We start from the raw sequence: 14,418 nt of genomic DNA on the forward strand, positions 1-14,418 counted from the left end.
GAAGAAGGTATAGAATCATGTTTTATTAAAAAACTAATGAAGACTAAAAAGCTGAGGCGACTGCCCAGCTCCGACAAGCATAAGAGGAGGCACGTAGGGAGGCGCTCTTTCCTCCCGTAGTGGCTACACTTATGACCTCGAGGAGCTAGGAGCCGAAGCTAGATTGAATAAAAAGCTGAAACTCATTTAGGGAACGAAGACTAAAATCGCCACGTCCTGTGGCCACGTCTTCATGACCTACATCCTGTAGGCCCGCGAGGAGTATAAGACAGGATCTCGGAAGGAGGTGTACTTCCCTCCTGCAGAGGTCATGCTTATGTCCTGAGCTTCTAGCTGTTGAAGCTAGATTAAATAAACCTTGAATGCGGTAGATTTTGGCATACAGAAACTTAATTGAACTAATGGAGAATTTTCTGTACAATAAAACGAGTGCAAAAATAGGAACATAAAAGTGAGGAGAGATCCATATGGGAAAAGTTTATGTGTTTGACCATCCGTTAATACAGCATAAGTTAACATTTATCCGTGATAAAAATACGGGTACAAAAGAATTCAGAGAATTGGTAGATGAAGTATCTACTTTAATGGCTTTTGAAATCACCCGAGATCTCCCGTTAGAAGAAGTGGAAATTGAAACGCCAGTCAGCAAATCAACATCTAAAACAATTGCGGGTAAAAAAGTAGCCATTATCCCTATTTTACGTGCTGGTCTTGGTATGGTTGACGGCATGATTAAAATTATTCCGGCAGCAAAAGTTGGACATGTAGGTTTATACAGAGATCCAGAAACATTGAAACCAGTTGAGTATTATGTAAAACTTCCTGCTGACGTAGAGGAAAGAGAATTTATTGTAGTTGATCCAATGCTTGCGACAGGTGGATCTGCTGTCGATGCCATTAGCGCAATCAAAAAGCGCGGGGCAAAAAATATTAAATTCGTTTGTCTAGTTGCTGCGCCTGAAGGCGTTAAAGCAGTGGAAGAAGTCCATCCGGATGTCGATATTTTCATCGCTGCACTTGATGAAAAATTGAATGATCACGGCTATATCGTTCCAGGTCTAGGTGACGCGGGCGACAGATTGTTCGGAACAAAATAAAGATAATTTATAGAGGTGTTCATCAGCCGTTTCTGACTGATGAATACCTCTTTTTTTTGCGGATAATTGACTCGTCTTAGATCAAGTAAGTTCTCTGGGCGATACCTCAACTACACCGCTTTAAGGATTCCAGCATATGCTATTCAGGCATAAAAATATGCTGTGATAGCAGAACTGATTTCATTAAAAGCCTAAGATTTTAAATGTTCATCGCGCTCTTTTTTGATTTCTTGAATTCTCTTTATTTCTTCCTGATATTGTTCCTCGACTTCTGATGTGGCCGGAAGGAAGGATTCATTATTATAATCAACCCTTTTTCCGTAACGGATCATTTCATAAATGATCATACCATTATTAGGTTTTCCGTTAATTGTATGCATTGGTATAACGTCAAACAGAACATAATAAATCGCATAGAAAGCAAAGCGATCCCAAAATGTCTTGAACTCCTCAATAAAATGGTTGGCAATTAAAAAGTTGATGAGGAGGGCGATGGATAGGTTCATTAAAATCGGACCTAGATAGATGCAGATGTAAGCAAACTTACTCTTGCGCTTTAATTCATCATACGAAAACCAGCTATATAAGTGGTAGTATTTGCGAATATCGATCATTCCAATTTTTTTGATACGGGGGCCGGAACCAATCGTAAGTCTCGGATTGATTACGCCAAATAACCAGCTGACTAACAGATAGCCTGTCTCCCGAAGAAAAACAACGACAGGCAAGATGATAAAGGCAGAAATCACTAATGACGTAAGATCGGCCAGACCAAACATAACTCTACACATCCTAACTTAAATTACTCATATACCTGACACTCATACCCAGACCTATTTAACATACAAACAGGAAGAATGTGGACATTCATTTTTTTGTAATCAGGAGAATCAATCCATTACCCGAAAATGGAGAACACAGAACAACCACTATTTATTTTTACATGCATAAGAGACTGCCGTTAATCCATTCTAAAAACAAGGATGTGATAATCATTGAAGCAAATTTTAATTGGAGCTTTCATATTTATTCAATTAATAGTATATGCTCCACATAGTTCTGCTGAGGATATAGAGGTGGTGATGATTGAAACAGTAAAAGACACATCAGCTCATCGAGTGGCGAAAGAGCTGATAGAAAAGTATCCAGCAATCAAACCGCGCTATTATTTCAATTTAGTGTGCAACGGCTTTTCTGCTAGCGTACCTTCTATATTAATACCGAGATTAAAAAAGGAAGAATCAGTTTCAGCTATTTTTCTATCGGGTCCAATTAAAGCTACTATTAAAAAGAATTCTCTGCCAAAAGGTCAGCCGCAACTTCAATTCAACCAGCCAATTCAGGCTACGGGCAAAGGTGTAAAGGTCGGAGTGATTGATACGGGAATTGATTATAGGCACCCTGATCTTAAAGCAAACTATAAAGGCGGCTATGATTTAGTGGATCAAGATGAGGACCCAATGGAGACGATGGGGAGCTCTAAAAAAGCAACCATTCATGGGACGCATGTGGCTGGAATTATTGCGGCTAATGGAAAAATGAAAGGGATAGCTCCTGAAGCAAGCATTTATGCATACAGAGCACTAGGGCCGGGAGGATACGGAACAACTGATCAAGTCATTGCTTCAATAGAAAGAGCGGTAAAGGACAAGATGGATATTATCAATCTGTCCTTGGGAGATACGATGAATGGTCCGGATCTTCCTACAAGTAAAGCGCTCGATAAGGTAGTTAAAAAGGGAATAGTGGCTGTTGTAGCAAATGGAAATGATGGACCGGGTATTTGGACGGTAGGTACGCCTGGGACATCAGGGGGAGCGATCAGTGTAGGGGCGAGTTCAGATGCAGGTAAATCGAAGAGGTTGAATTTTACGAAACCATGGGCGGACATTGATTTTCAATTAACAGCAGGCTCCCCCGAGTGGGATTTTTCACATTCTATGATCATGACTTATGCAGGCCTTGGTAAAAGGGAGAATTACGAAAATATCAATGCGAAAAATAAAATTGTGTTAGTGGAGCGGGGAGTAATATCATTTAAAGATAAAGTAAAAAATGCAGTGAATGCCGAAGCTCTGGGTGTAATTATTTTTAATAATGAACCTGGTGAATTAAGCGCTTCTCTCGAAATGAATTCAAAAATTCCCGTAATCACCGTTTCGCAAAAAGATGGGCGAAAAATGAAAAAGGCTCTGGAAAATGGACAACTCACCTGTAGGACAATTGATATAGAAGAAAAAGAGAAATTAGCCTCCTTTAGTTCAAGAGGTCCGGTTATTCATAGCATAGCGATAAAGCCGGATGTAGTAGCACCGGGTGTGAGAATTGAAAGTACGATACCGGGCGGAACGTATCTTTCTTTGCAAGGAACGAGTATGGCTGCTCCTTATGTGGCGGGTGTGTGTGCATTGATTAAAGAGGTTCATCCTGATTGGAGCCCAGAAAAAATCAAATCGGCTTTAATGACCAGTGCTATATCGTTGAAAAATGATAAGGATGAAATATATCATACATTTGAACAGGGAGCTGGTCGGGTAAATGTGAAGGATGCACTGCAAGAGGATACATTTTTAGCTCCGTCATCTGTAACTTTTGGCATGGCAACCAATGGTCGAATGTATAAAGCGAATATAGTAGTAGAAAATAGAAGTAGTAGAAAAAAGCGATATTATTTTTCTATTCCACGTAAGGAAAGATTTATGACATGGAAACTGCCGTTAGCTTTTGTACTTGAAGGAGGCCAAAAGAAGAAACTGGAAGTTCAGCTTGAATTGGATAATTGGAAAGAGAAAAGTGAACTAGATGATGGTTATCTATACCTCAATGAAGCGGGAAGAAATAAGGTGCGCAAGATCCCTTACATTTTTGCAATGACGAAACCTGATTACCCAATTGCTGAAGGGGTAGAGGTTGTTCAAGAGAAAGGCGATCGCAAGATGGAAATAAGTGTTTATTTACCGTTTGGAGCCGATTCTGTAAGATTTACCTTGTATAATGCAGATTCACTTCTTTACATAAAAGATCTAGTAGAAGTGAAAGGTGTTAAAAGAGGGGTACTTAAACAAAAAGTCGACTTACCGGAAAATATCCTCTCAAATTATTACGAAATTGTGACAGAAGTTGAAAAAGACCATCAAAAAGTAGTGCTTAAGAATACAAATTACTTGAAATTTCAGTTAGAATGAAATTTATACACTTATTTTTAACATAATTGATAATTTATTCTAGTATAGGTAATGGATTTCACACCTATCTGAATTGACAATCATTTTTGCCTATTGTATTCTTACATAGGGTATAAATGGTAGGGTTTTCAAATTGACAGACAATTTTCCATTTATATTGTCAATTGTGTTGATTATACACCTCTAATATACATATCTGAGTTGATTCGATACAAAATAATAATCGCAGTGTTTTTCTGCAACGATTTACAATGTCTGCCGGTTTATTATAATTGATCGGCCCAATACTATCGGAATTTTATTGGTAGGTGGCTATAATCATAATCGCTAACAATTGGAACCCCTTATTGTCTCCTGATCGGATTAGTTAGTGAAAGGTGTATATGCTATCCGTTCAAATAACTCTTAATGGAGAAACCTATTCAAATGCTAGAAGTCCACATTGTTTTCAGACGCTATCTGAGGTACACGTTCACCTTATTATCCATTTATGTTATCCTATGGGGAGTAACCCCTTATAAAACAGAAGCCTTGGGAATGACACTTGGCAGTATAATTGGTATTTATAATATTTGGCTTTTATCAAGAAAAACTGCTCAATTAGGTGAGAAAGTGCTTGAGGGAAGCAGCATGAAATCACTTGGGACAATCTCAAGAATGGCAGCTGCAGTTTTAGCTGTCGCCATTGCTATGCGATATCCTGATCAATTTAATGTATTTTTTGTCGTATTGGGATTAATGACGGGTTACCTTGTCATTATGATAGATTTAACAATCCATAACATAAGGCGGGGGGAAAAGAGGTGAATTTAGATTGAATCATGGAGCACCTACAGTCGAATTAATGGGCCTTACTTTTAATCTTGGTAACGTTCTGATGATTACGGTCGCAAGTGTGATTGTATTTTTAATCGCCGTACTGTCGACAAGAAAATTGGCAGTTAAGCCATCTGGTATGCAGAACTTTATGGAGTGGGTCATTGACTTCGTCAGAAACATTATTAATAGCAATATGGACTGGAACACTGGCGGGCGCTTTTTAGTTCTTGGAACGACGCTTATCATGTACATATTTGTTTCAAATATGCTTGGTCTTCCATTCTCAGTTACTTATAACGGAGACCTATGGTGGAAGTCGCCAACAGCCGATCCAGTAGTCGCTTTAACCCTTGCAGTAATGATCGTAGTCCTTACAAACTTCTATGGTATCAAAATGCGAGGCTTTAAAGGGTACAGTAAAAACTTTGTATCACCTATGCCGTTCTTATTTCCGCTTAAGATTATTGAGGAGTTCGCGAATACCCTCACACTGGGCTTGCGTCTATTCGGTAATATTTATGCGGGTGAAATCTTACTCAGCCTACTGGCGGGATCTCTTGCAACAGATTTCTGGAGCAGTGCCCTTGCTATTGGTCCAACCATTGTATGGCAAGGTTTCAGTATATTTATCGGAGCAATCCAGGCATTTATCTTTACGATGTTAACAATGGTTTACATGGCCCACAAAGTCAGCGAAGACCATTAATAATATAAAAAATTTAACTATAGTTATACAAATTAAAGGAGGAACTTCATAATGGATTTGGGAGTTATAGCAGCAGCAATCGCAATCGGTTTAGCAGCTCTTGGAGCAGGTATTGGTAATGGTTTGATCGTATCTCGTACAGTAGAGGGAATTGCACGTCAACCAGAAGCACGTGGTATGCTTCAAACTACAATGTTCATCGGGGTAGCTTTAGTTGAGGCGATTCCTATCATCGCGGTTGTTATCGCGTTCATGGTAATGTAATTGACAATACTGATGGCGGAGAATCTAGGGATTATCTTCGCCATTCCTTTATGTTTACTAAAATCCGGCCGTGAGTTCACGGTTTAAACGTATATGCAATAAAAAAGCAAGCCGTAAAGACTTCTGAAGGGAGTGAAATAGGGGTGTTATTTAATAATTTGGTACTTGGAGCTGCAGCGCATAGCGGTCTAAATACGGGAGATATCATCTTCCAATTAGTCGCTTTCATCATCTTGATGCTTTTACTGAAAAAATTCGCATTTGGTCCTCTTATGGGCATTATGAAACAACGTGAAGAACATGTTGCGAGTGAAATTGAAGTAGCAGAAAAGAATCGTGCAGAAGCAGCTGCTTTGTTAGAAGAACAACGTACTATGCTGAAAGAAGCTCGCCAGGAATCTTTATCTCTTATTGAAGAGGCTAAGAAACATGGTGAAAAACAACGCGAAGAAATCATCGTTGTTGCCCGTCAGGAAGCTGAACGTGTGAAAGAGTCAGCGAAACGTGAAATTGAACAGCAAAAAGAACAAGCTATGGTTCAACTTCGTGAGCAAGTTGCATCCTTGTCTGTTCTAATTGCGTCTAAAGTGATTGAAAAAGAACTTAGTGAAGCTGATCAACAAAAATTGATTAACGATTACATTCAAGAGGCAGGAGAAGAGCGATGAGTAATACAGTTGTAGCAAAACGCTATGCAGATGCTCTTTTCCAAATTGCCAAGGAAGATAATCAAATAGACCGTTTGGAAGGCGAAATGCGGACTTTGAAGGAAGTATTTCTATCAAACAAGGAGCTTACTTTATTCCTTGAGCATCCAAAGGTATCTATGGAGAGCAAAAAAGACGCCATAAGAACGGCTTTTGCTACTATGTCTCCATCTATTCAAAACCTGTTAATGATTCTTGTAGACCGTCATCGCGAGGATATTGTGGCGACTTTGGCAGATGAGTTTATTTTATTAGTAAACGAATACACAGGTGTAGTCGATGCTAAAGTTTATTCTGTCCGTCCTTTAACGAAGCAGGAACAAGAAGGCATTTCAAAGGTTTTTGCCCAAAAAATTGGAAAACAAGCACTGCGCATTGAAAATATCGTAGACAGCAGTCTTCTGGGTGGAATCAAGCTGCGAATCGGTAACCGTATTTTTGATGGTACGGTCTCAGGTAAGCTAGAACGCTTGGAACGTCGTTTGCTGGGTTAATATTAGAAGTTAGGGGTGAAATTCATGAGCATCAGAGCTGAAGAAATCAGCGCGCTGATTAAGAAACAAATTGAAGGCTATCAATCTGATATAGAAATGAGTGAAGTCGGCACCGTAATCGTTGTTGGTGACGGTATCGCGCGTGTTCATGGATTGGACAACGTCATGTCCGGAGAGCTGCTTGAGTTCTCAAACGGTGTAGTTGGTATGGCGCAAAACTTGGAAGAAAATAACGTCGGTGTTATTATCCTCGGTCCTTTCCGCGACATTAAAGAAGGAGACGAAGTACGCCGTACAGGCCGCATCATGGAAGTACCAGTAGGTGAGGCTATTATCGGACGTGTCGTTAACCCTCTTGGACAACCACTTGATGGTATGGGTCCAATCGCTACAACTGCAACATTACCGATCGAAAACAATGCACCGGGTGTAATGGATCGTAAGTCTGTACACGAGCCTTTACAAACAGGTCTTAAAGCGATCGATGCCCTTGTTCCTATCGGACGTGGACAACGTGAATTAATCATTGGTGACCGTCAAACAGGTAAAACATCTGTAGCGATTGACACCATTTTGAATCAAAAAGATGAAAACATGATTTGTATCTATGTAGCAATCGGTCAAAAAGAATCAACAGTTCGTGGAACAGTTGAAACTTTCCGTAAGCATGGTGCATTGGATTACACAATCGTTGTTTCAGCATCTGCATCTCAACCAGCTCCATTGCTATACTTGGCTCCTTACAGTGGGGTAACAATGGGTGAATATTTCATGCGCCAAGGCAAGCATGTCCTTGTTGTATATGATGATTTATCTAAGCAAGCAGCAGCATATCGTGAGCTTTCCTTGTTGCTTCGTCGTCCTCCAGGCCGTGAAGCATTCCCAGGGGATGTATTCTACTTGCACTCCCGTCTATTGGAGCGTGCTGCTAAATTGAACGACACACTTGGTGCGGGTTCAATCACAGCATTACCGTTCGTTGAAACACAAGCTGGAGATATCTCCGCTTATATCCCAACAAACGTTATCTCCATCACAGATGGACAAATCTTCTTGCAATCTGATTTATTCTTCTCCGGCGTACGTCCTGCGATTAATGCGGGTCTATCCGTATCCCGTGTAGGTGGATCAGCGCAAATTAAAGCAATGAAAAAAGTTGCCGGTACTCTACGTTTGGACTTGGCATCATTCCGTGAGCTTGAAGCATTCTCCCAATTCGGATCTGACTTGGATAAAGCAACTCAAGCGAAATTAAATCGTGGTCAACGTACAGTTGAAGTATTAAAACAAGATCTTCATAAGCCATTGCGTGTAGAACAACAAGTATTAATTCTATACTGCTTGACTCGTGGATTCTTAGATGATATTCCATTGGCTGATATCAGGCGTTTTGAAGCTGAAATCATTGAATGGACTGCACGTAACCACAACGAATTATTTGAACATATCCGCACTACTGGCGATCTGCCAAAAGAAGAGGATATGAAAGCAGCAATCGCTGAATTTAAAAAACAATTTGTTGTATCGGAATAACAGGATAGGCATTTAATAAAGGATGGTGAGAAGAAATGGCATCATTACGTGATATAGATGCGCGTATAAAATCAACGAAAAAGACGAGCCAAATCACAAAAGCCATGCAAATGGTTTCCGCCTCCAAATTGAATCGTGCCGAAGCAAACGCGAAAGCTTTTGTACCGTACATGGAGAAAATCCAAGAGGTCGTAGCGAGCATTGCGAATGGAAGCTCGGATGCATCTCATCCGATGCTGGTCACTCGTCCTGTGAAAAGAACCGGATATCTGGTTATCACTTCCGATCGCGGATTAGCTGGACCATATAATAGTAGTGTCTTAAGAAAAGTTTATCAGACAATCAATGAACGCCATAAATCCCCGGATGAATACGGTATTATCGTTCTTGGGCGGGTGGGAAGTGAATTCTTCCGTATCCGCGGTATGAACGTTATCCAGGAAATGGTCGGATTGTCTGATCAGCCAAGCTTTGATGACATTAAAGAAATAACCGCCAGTACGGTAAAGTTATTCGCAGACGAAACTGTTGACGAAATCTATATGTACTACAACCACTTTATTAGTGCTATTTCCCAAGAAGTAACGGAAACTAAACTTTTACCTCTTGGAAGTGTAGAAAGCGATGCTGTAGCTACACTTTACGAATTCGAACCAAACCAGGAAGAGATTCTTGAAGTGTTACTGCCACAATATGCTGAGAGTTTAATATATGGCGCATTGTTGGATGGTAAGGCAAGCGAACACGCATCACGGATGACAGCAATGAAGAGTGCAACTGATAATGCTTCTGAGCTTATCGGCTCTCTAACATTGACATACAACCGTGCACGCCAAGCTGCAATTACACAAGAAATTACCGAGATTGTCGGCGGAGCCGCTGCACTCGAATAGATAAAATGGAAATATAGATTCGAACATTCACACGGCATAGAGTAAATAGGAGGGAATGGAATGAACATAGGACGCGTTACTCAAGTCATGGGTCCGGTTGTCGACGTTAGATTTGAAAACGGCAAACTACCTGAGATCTATAACGCTCTGAAGATCAACATTTCCAAAGGAGCGCCTGCTGATGAGGCAGAATACCTTACTTTGGAAGTTGCTCTTCACTTAGGCGATGATACGGTTCGTACGATTGCAATGGCTTCTACAGACGGATTAGTCCGTAATGCAGAAGTAATCGATACAGGAGCACCAATTTCTGTACCGGTTGGAGACATAACACTTGGTCGTGTATTCAACGTATTGGGTGAAAAAATTGATTTAGATGCTCCTTTAGAAGGCAACTATCAAAAAGATCCAATCCACAGAGAAGCTCCAAAATTTGAAGAGTTATCTACTGAAGTTGAGATCCTTGAAACAGGTATCAAAGTAGTAGACTTACTTGCACCTTACATCAAAGGTGGAAAAATCGGATTGTTCGGTGGTGCCGGTGTAGGTAAAACTGTATTAATCCAAGAATTAATCAACAATATCGCCCAAGAACACGGTGGTATCTCCGTATTCGCAGGCGTTGGAGAACGTACTCGTGAAGGAAATGACCTTTACCACGAAATGACTGACTCCGGTGTTATCAAGAAAACAGCCATGGTCTTCGGACAAATGAATGAACCGCCTGGTGCACGTATGCGTGTTGCCTTGACAGGTTTGACAATGGCTGAGTATTTCCGTGATGCACAAGGTCAGGACGTACTTTTCTTCATCGATAACATCTTCCGTTTCACACAAGCCGGTTCAGAGGTTTCTGCCCTGCTTGGACGTATGCCATCTGCCGTTGGTTACCAACCAACATTGGCTACAGAAATGGGTCAATTACAAGAACGTATTACATCCACTAACGTGGGTTCTGTTACATCTATTCAAGCAATTTACGTACCAGCCGATGACTACACGGATCCGGCTCCGGCTACAACATTTGCCCACTTAGATGCAACAACAAACCTTGAGCGTAAACTTTCTGAAATGGGTATTTACCCAGCGGTGGATCCGTTGGCATCTACTTCCCGTGCGCTTTCTCCTGAAATCGTTGGAGAAGAACACTATGAAGTTGCCCGTAGCGTTCAATCTACATTACAACGTTACAGAGAGTTGCAAGATATTATTGCCATTCTAGGTATGGATGAATTGGGAGAAGAAGATAAATTAGTTGTTGCCCGTGCACGACGTATTCAAAACTTCTTATCTCAAAACTTCCACGTAGCTGAACAGTTTACTGGTCAAAAAGGTTCTTATGTACCAGTTAAAGAAACTGTTAGAGGCTTCAAAGAAATCCTTGATGGTAAATACGACAACCTTCCTGAAGATGCATTCCGCCTAGTTGGACGCATTGAAGATGTTGTAGAAAAAGCTAAGCAAATGGGCGTTGAGGCTTAACCGAAGGATCTTATAGGAGGGCGCATATATGAGAACGATTAAAGTTTCTGTAGTTACTCCTGGCGGTCCTGTGTTGGATGAAGAAGTAGAAATGGTCAGTACGAAAGCAAAAACGGGGGAACTTGGTATTCTTGCCGGACATATTCCAATGGTAGCTCCACTTGATATCGGTTCCGTTCGTTTAAAAACGGGTAACAATACAGAATGGGTTGCTGTATCCGGTGGATTCATGGAAGTCAACGGTGAAGAAGTAACCATACTCGCACAGTCAGCTGAACGTGCTGAAGATATTGATACTGCTCGCGCCAAACAGGCTAAAGCACGTGCTGAAAGACGACTTCAAGACAGACAAGTTGAAATTGATGCACATCGTGCTGAATTGGCACTTAAGCGTGCTTTAAACCGTCTAGATATTGCTGAACAAAGACAACGTTAAACGTTGAATAAACTCCAGGGGAGAGGGGCCCCTGGAGTTTTTTTGTACATAACTTGGCAAATGAGAAATATATATAGGATATGAGGAAGGAAGAATGGAACAAGTGGGATGAGAGGACTTTGTCTCTTGCTGTTGGTTCGGTGGGAGGTCGGTCATAGGTCGGTGGTAGATGGGTGAAAGATCGGTGATAGGTATGCGGAAGGTGGGGGAAAGGAGCTCTGGGGTACCTATCAGGCACCTATGCCCTACCTATACTGGGGTAAAGGCCGGTCATAGGTGTGTGAAAGGTGGGGGAAAGGAGCTCTGGGGTACCTATCAGGCACCTATGCCCCACCTATACCGGGGTAAAGGTCGGTCAAAGGTATGTAGAAGGTCGTAGAAAGCTCTGCTATCAACTACCTATGAGCCACCTATCATCCCCACCTATCCAATAAAAATTGAGATAAAAGTGGTATGACCAAAATCACCATATCATATCGACACGTATATATCAGAATGTTATAATGTATACGGTTACATATTGAATATTTAGAAAATTTTAGTGGGGAAAATGGGGGGATGAGATTGGCATCACTACATTGGTATCAGAACAATTATATAATCGTTCTGGTTTTTTTATGCCTTGGAATATTGCTTCCAATTGTAGCATTGTCTTTGGGAAAGTTATTAAGACCTCACAAACCTACCGACGCAAAAGGTACAACTTACGAAAGTGGCTTGGAGCCCTTTCATGATTCAAGGGTTCAATTTAATGTACGTTATTATATCTTTGCCCTGCTGTTTGTTTTATTTGATGTAGAGACCGTATTTCTTTATCCATGGGCGGTAGCCTATGAAAAATTAGGCGTATTTGCATTAATTGAAATGCTGATTTTTGTGTTGATGCTTGTACTTGGATTACTCTATGCCTGGAAAAAGAAGGTGCTGAAATGGAATTAAAATTGGAAGAGCTCTCTCCAAGGGAGAAGGATGAACTGCAACGTACGATATTTTTGGCAACACTGGAACAGGTAAAGGGATGGGCGAGAGGAAATTCCCTATGGCCACTTACATTTGGACTGGCATGCTGTGCTATTGAAATGATGGCTGTTGGTTCCTCGCATTATGATGTTGATCGATTTGGTTCCTTTTTTCGTACATCTCCACGTCAATCAGACGTCATGATTGTTTCAGGGACTGTGACAAAGAAAATGGCTCCTATTTTAAGAAGACTGTATGACCAAATGCCTGAACCGAAGTGGGTCATCGCGATGGGTTCCTGTGCTACCGCAGGAGGTCCATATGTGCGCTCCTATAGTGTAGTGAAGGGAGTCGACCAAATAGTGCCGGTTGATGTCTATATACCAGGATGTCCTCCCAATCCTGCAGCTCTCATATATGGAATCAATAAATTGAAGGAAAAGATTAAATATGAGGCAAAAACTGGGAAGAAGGTGTTGTAGTTGAGCGAAAAAGACTTATCCCAGCAAAAGAAAGAGGCAGCAGAAAAGGCGAAGGAAGCAGCCAAACAAAAGCTTGCTGAAAAGCAATCCTCCGAGCAATCACCTAAAGCAGATCCTCATCAAGATAAAGATGATATCGCTCTCGCGAAAGCAAAAGCGGCAGCCGCGGCCAAGGCAAAGGCAGCTGCAATAGCGAAGCAAAAACGGACAGAGGGAGAAGCAAACTCTGAGTCCACCACACCGCCAGAGGAAACAGAAAAAGAAAAAGCCATCGCCCTCGCGAAAGCAAAAGCAGCAGCCGCAGCCAAGGCAAAAGCAGCCGCAATAGCGAAGCAAAAACGAATAGAGGGAGAAGCAAACTCCGAGAACGCCACACCGCCAGAGGAAACAGAAAAAGAAAAAGCCATCGCCCTCGCGAAAGCAAAAGCGGCAGCCGCAGCCAAGGCAAAGGCAGCTGCATTGGCGAAGCAAAAACGAACAGAGGGAGAAGCAAACTCTGAATCCACCACATCGCCAGAGGAAACAGAAAAAGAAAAAGCGATCGCCCTCGCGAAAGCAAAAGCGGCAGCATTGGCGAAGCAAAAACGCACAGATGGAGAAGCAAACTCTGAATCCGCCACACCGTCAGAGGAAACAGAAAAAGAAAAAGCCATCGCCCTCGCGAAAGCAAAGGCGGCAGCCGCAGCCAAGGCAAAGGCAGCTGCATTAGCGAAGCAAAAACGGACAGAGGGAGACACCGAATCCACCAAACCACTAGAAGAAACAGAAAAAGCCAAAGCAATTGCAGTAGCAAAGGCAAAAGCCGCGGCAGCAGCCAAGGCGAAATCAAAACTTGCCGAAAAAACATCCGCACCTGCATCAGAAGAAGCGCCATCTCCAAATCAATCCCTGCTTGATACCTATCGAACGATACTTGAAACCAATATTGGAACTGAAATTTTGGAAGATGCCTATATTAATAGGCTTTCTAAGGATGTACCAACGATTGTTTTAAAAAAGGAAGCATACTATCGAACTCTCGAATTTTTACGAAAAAATGAGCAACTGAAGTTTAATTATTTATCTGAGATTCACGGAACAGACTTTGTCACCCATTTCGAGGTATATTTATATTTGTATTCATTTCCATATCAGCGTGAAATTGTCATTAAGGTCAAGGTGGATCGAGAGCAGCCAGAGCTGGAATCTGTCGTGCCGTTATGGATAGGTGCAAATTGGGCAGAGTCAGAAATATATGATTTGCTGGGCATAACGTTTACAGGCCATCCGAACTTAGAACGAATACTACTTGGGGAAGACTGGGTTGGTCATCCACTGCGCAAGGATTATGAGCAGTATGATGATGTGGAGGTGTAGGAGG

General features: G+C 41.6%; 15 protein-coding genes. 14 read left to right on the forward strand and 1 reads right to left on the reverse strand.

Annotation, left to right across the window (positions count from 1 at the left end; genetic code table 11):
* The first annotated feature begins 467 nt into the window (after positions 1-467).
* Positions 468-1,097 (forward strand): uracil phosphoribosyltransferase, encoded by a 630-nt coding sequence (gene upp, locus AC4BHA_RS10245; RefSeq protein WP_066109318.1) that lies wholly within the window; start codon positions 468-470, stop codon positions 1,095-1,097.
* A gap of 191 nt (positions 1,098-1,288) precedes the next feature.
* Here the strand turns inward: upp and AC4BHA_RS10250 are convergent, their stop codons facing one another.
* The gene (locus AC4BHA_RS10250; RefSeq protein WP_066109314.1) at positions 1,289-1,876 is read right to left on the reverse strand and encodes a hypothetical protein; all 588 of its coding nucleotides are present in this window, start codon (positions 1,874-1,876) and stop codon (positions 1,289-1,291) included.
* Positions 1,877-2,092: 216 nt separating this feature from the next.
* On the opposite strand from AC4BHA_RS10250, the gene AC4BHA_RS10255 reads away from it, so the two are divergent.
* From AC4BHA_RS10255 to AC4BHA_RS10315, 13 genes are all read left to right on the forward strand, one after another.
* Positions 2,093-4,282: a S8 family serine peptidase gene (locus tag AC4BHA_RS10255; RefSeq protein WP_140461891.1), complete on the forward strand. Its 2,190-nt coding sequence runs from the start codon at positions 2,093-2,095 to the stop codon at positions 4,280-4,282.
* A 426-nt stretch (positions 4,283-4,708) separates the two neighbouring features.
* Positions 4,709-5,089, forward strand: coding sequence for an ATP synthase subunit I (locus tag AC4BHA_RS10260; protein ID WP_066109306.1), 381 nt, complete (start codon positions 4,709-4,711; stop codon positions 5,087-5,089).
* Between the two features lie 7 nt (positions 5,090-5,096).
* Positions 5,097-5,807 carry a F0F1 ATP synthase subunit A gene (gene atpB / locus AC4BHA_RS10265; protein WP_066109305.1) on the forward strand — a complete coding sequence of 237 codons (711 nt, stop codon included), beginning with the start codon at positions 5,097-5,099 and terminating at the stop codon, positions 5,805-5,807.
* A 57-nt stretch (positions 5,808-5,864) separates the two neighbouring features.
* Positions 5,865-6,071 (forward strand): F0F1 ATP synthase subunit C, encoded by a 207-nt coding sequence (gene atpE / locus AC4BHA_RS10270; RefSeq protein WP_066109752.1) that lies wholly within the window; start codon positions 5,865-5,867, stop codon positions 6,069-6,071.
* A gap of 143 nt (positions 6,072-6,214) precedes the next feature.
* Positions 6,215-6,739 (forward strand): F0F1 ATP synthase subunit B, encoded by a 525-nt coding sequence (gene atpF, locus AC4BHA_RS10275; protein ID WP_066109304.1) that lies wholly within the window; start codon positions 6,215-6,217, stop codon positions 6,737-6,739.
* A complete protein-coding gene (locus AC4BHA_RS10280; RefSeq protein ID WP_066109301.1) occupies positions 6,736-7,272 on the forward strand; it encodes a F0F1 ATP synthase subunit delta in 537 nt (178 codons plus the stop codon). Before atpF ends, AC4BHA_RS10280 begins: the two co-directional genes overlap by 4 nt.
* A gap of 24 nt (positions 7,273-7,296) precedes the next feature.
* Positions 7,297-8,805, forward strand: coding sequence for a F0F1 ATP synthase subunit alpha (atpA, locus tag AC4BHA_RS10285; RefSeq protein WP_066109298.1), 1,509 nt, complete (start codon positions 7,297-7,299; stop codon positions 8,803-8,805).
* Positions 8,806-8,840: 35 nt separating this feature from the next.
* Positions 8,841-9,698 carry an ATP synthase F1 subunit gamma gene (atpG, locus tag AC4BHA_RS10290; protein WP_066109294.1) on the forward strand — a complete coding sequence of 286 codons (858 nt, stop codon included), beginning with the start codon at positions 8,841-8,843 and terminating at the stop codon, positions 9,696-9,698.
* A gap of 60 nt (positions 9,699-9,758) precedes the next feature.
* On the forward strand, positions 9,759-11,180 hold the full coding sequence (gene atpD, locus AC4BHA_RS10295) for a F0F1 ATP synthase subunit beta (RefSeq protein ID WP_066109291.1): 1,422 nt from the start codon (positions 9,759-9,761) through the stop codon (positions 11,178-11,180).
* 28 nt (positions 11,181-11,208) lie between these two features.
* Complete coding sequence (locus tag AC4BHA_RS10300) at positions 11,209-11,616, forward strand: F0F1 ATP synthase subunit epsilon (RefSeq protein ID WP_066109289.1); 408 nt, start codon at positions 11,209-11,211, stop codon at positions 11,614-11,616.
* A gap of 558 nt (positions 11,617-12,174) precedes the next feature.
* Positions 12,175-12,555: an NADH-quinone oxidoreductase subunit A gene (locus AC4BHA_RS10305; protein ID WP_066109283.1), complete on the forward strand. Its 381-nt coding sequence runs from the start codon at positions 12,175-12,177 to the stop codon at positions 12,553-12,555.
* Complete coding sequence (locus AC4BHA_RS10310) at positions 12,546-13,058, forward strand: NuoB/complex I 20 kDa subunit family protein (RefSeq protein ID WP_066109280.1); 513 nt, start codon at positions 12,546-12,548, stop codon at positions 13,056-13,058. The genes AC4BHA_RS10305 and AC4BHA_RS10310 overlap by 10 nt, the downstream gene beginning before the upstream one ends.
* Positions 13,059-14,414: an NADH-quinone oxidoreductase subunit C gene (locus AC4BHA_RS10315; RefSeq protein ID WP_490558509.1), complete on the forward strand. Its 1,356-nt coding sequence runs from the start codon at positions 13,059-13,061 to the stop codon at positions 14,412-14,414.
* The last annotated feature ends 4 nt before the right edge of the window (positions 14,415-14,418 follow it).

The sequence above is a fragment of the Pradoshia sp. Z3_51 genome, assembly GCF_058215915.1.

Excerpts from the sequence above, each read along its gene's own strand:
- upp (WP_066109318.1), top strand. The coding sequence starts at position 468 with ATGGGAAAAGTTTATGTGTTTGACCATCCGTTAATACAGCATAAGTTA.
- AC4BHA_RS10250 (WP_066109314.1), bottom strand. The coding sequence starts at position 1,876 with ATGTTTGGTCTGGCCGATCTTACGTCATTAGTGATTTCTGCCTTTATC.
- AC4BHA_RS10260 (WP_066109306.1), top strand. The coding sequence starts at position 4,709 with ATGCTAGAAGTCCACATTGTTTTCAGACGCTATCTGAGGTACACGTTC.
- AC4BHA_RS10280 (WP_066109301.1), top strand. The coding sequence starts at position 6,736 with ATGAGTAATACAGTTGTAGCAAAACGCTATGCAGATGCTCTTTTCCAA.
- atpA (WP_066109298.1), top strand. The coding sequence starts at position 7,297 with ATGAGCATCAGAGCTGAAGAAATCAGCGCGCTGATTAAGAAACAAATT.
- atpG (WP_066109294.1), top strand. The coding sequence starts at position 8,841 with ATGGCATCATTACGTGATATAGATGCGCGTATAAAATCAACGAAAAAG.
- atpD (WP_066109291.1), top strand. The coding sequence starts at position 9,759 with ATGAACATAGGACGCGTTACTCAAGTCATGGGTCCGGTTGTCGACGTT.
- AC4BHA_RS10300 (WP_066109289.1), top strand. The coding sequence starts at position 11,209 with ATGAGAACGATTAAAGTTTCTGTAGTTACTCCTGGCGGTCCTGTGTTG.
- AC4BHA_RS10305 (WP_066109283.1), top strand. The coding sequence starts at position 12,175 with ATGAGATTGGCATCACTACATTGGTATCAGAACAATTATATAATCGTT.
- AC4BHA_RS10310 (WP_066109280.1), top strand. The coding sequence starts at position 12,546 with ATGGAATTAAAATTGGAAGAGCTCTCTCCAAGGGAGAAGGATGAACTG.